The organism is Tardiphaga sp. (assembly GCF_041424195.1).
Lineage (GTDB): Bacteria > Pseudomonadota > Alphaproteobacteria > Rhizobiales > Xanthobacteraceae > Tardiphaga.
Window position 1 is genome coordinate 1 of the sequence record NZ_JBGMOE010000069.1, and the last position, 1,794, is coordinate 1,794.

Annotated in this window: 1 pseudogene; it reads left to right on the top strand. The window is 61.3% G+C overall.

Annotated elements, in window-relative coordinates:
• Positions 1-164: 164 nt before the first annotated feature.
• Positions 165-1,560: pseudogene (locus ACEK02_RS10835) on the top strand (ISNCY family transposase).
• The last annotated feature ends 234 nt before the right edge of the window (positions 1,561-1,794 follow it).

The following is a 1,794-nucleotide window of genomic DNA, read 5'->3' on the forward strand; positions in this document are numbered from 1 at the left end:
AAAATGCAGCACAATTACCTTTAATACATAAGATATATTATTGGACTTCAAACTTGTAAGCGCAAAGTAGAAATGTCCCATCCCGCAAAATAGAGATGTCCCATTGCAATGGGTGGTCGCGGTCCGTGGTGGCATGGTCATCCTCTGCTGTGGAGGATGCGCTTATGACGGTGGTGGCCATGAGCCGTGGCGAGCTTTCGCGGTATGATACGCTGCTTCGGGTGACGCGCCGCGAACTGCGGGTCGAAGATGCGGCGACACTTCTGGGATTGACGCGTCGTCAGGTCGGCCGATTGCTCCTTCGTTTGCGGGCCGAGGGCCCCGAAGGTCTTGTTTCCCGGCGGCGTGGTCGCCCAAGCAACCGGCGTCACAGCGACGCCTTTCGTCAGCGGGTCATTACCCTGGTGCGCGAGCACTACGCCGATTTCGGACCGACCCTGGCGGCCGAGTATCTGGCCGAGCGGCACCAGATCACCATTTCGCACGAGACGCTGCGGAAACTGATGATTGAAGCCGGTCTGTGGAAGGATCGCGATGCTCGTCGCCCGCGACCCTATCAGCCCCGCTACCGCCGCGATTGTCGCGGCGAGCTAGTCCAGGTCGATGGCTCGAAGCACTGGTGGTTCGAGAATCGCGGACCGCAGTGCACGCTGCTGGTGTTCATCGACGATGCGACCAGCGAGCTGATGCACCTCAGGATGGTCGAGAGCGAGAACACGTTCGCCTACATGGATGCAATGACCGCTTATATCGAGGCACACGGCAAGCCGGTGGCGATCTACTCGGACAAGCACTGCGTGTTCCGGAACAACACAGCCTCGGCCAAGGGCGACGGAATGACCCACTTCGGCCGGTCGCTGGACGCGCTCAACATTGAGATCATTTTGCGCCAACTCGCCGCAGGCCAAGGGCCGGGTAGAGCGCGCCAACGCGACGCTGCAAGACCGCCTGGTCAAGGCGATGCGGCTCGATGGCATATCGACGATTGCCGATGCCAACGCGTTCCTGCCGGGCTATATGGCGCGCCACAACCAGCGGTTCGCCAAGGCGCCGTTCGATCCGCGCGATGTGCATCGCCCCCTTGCCCCGCATGACGATCTCAAGGCCGAGATGGTCTGGCGCGAGCAGCGTACGGTGACGCAGGCGCTGACGCTGCATTACAACAAGGCGATGATCATCCTCGAACCTACCGAGGTCAGCCGACCGCTGGCGGGCAAGCGGGTCGATGTCTGCGAGTATCCTGACGGCCGGCTCGAGATACGTCACGAGGAACACGTCCTGCCCTACCGGGTGTTCGACAAGATCCGGCAGGTAAATCAGGCGGCGATAGTTGAGAACAGGCATCTCGATGCGGCGCTGGCGATGGCCAAGGCGATGCAAGAGATGTTGCCGCCGAGGAAGCGCAACAACAACGAGCCGTGCCGACGATCCCAGGGCGGACACATGTTCCCGCCCCCGCAGCCGCAGGAAGGCGCACCGGTCAAGCGCAAGCGGGGACGTCCACCCCTTCCCCGGCTCAGCCCGATCGAAGCTGCGCAGCGCATGCTCGAGCCCATGTGAGCGAGCCCACTGCCTTCGCAGTGGGTCCGGGGTTCTACCATCGCCAGATCAGCGCACCAGCAGGGGCTACGCTGCACAAGCTGGAAGGGTTCCGCGCAGCCCCTGCTGCATCAAAAGGTGACATTTCTATCTGGCGGAAATAGGGACTTCTCTACTTTGCAGAAACAAAACTTTCAGCGTGTCCGAAGCCCCGATCGAGCTGCACCTTGTGGGCAGCTTTGCCCTGGAATTGTC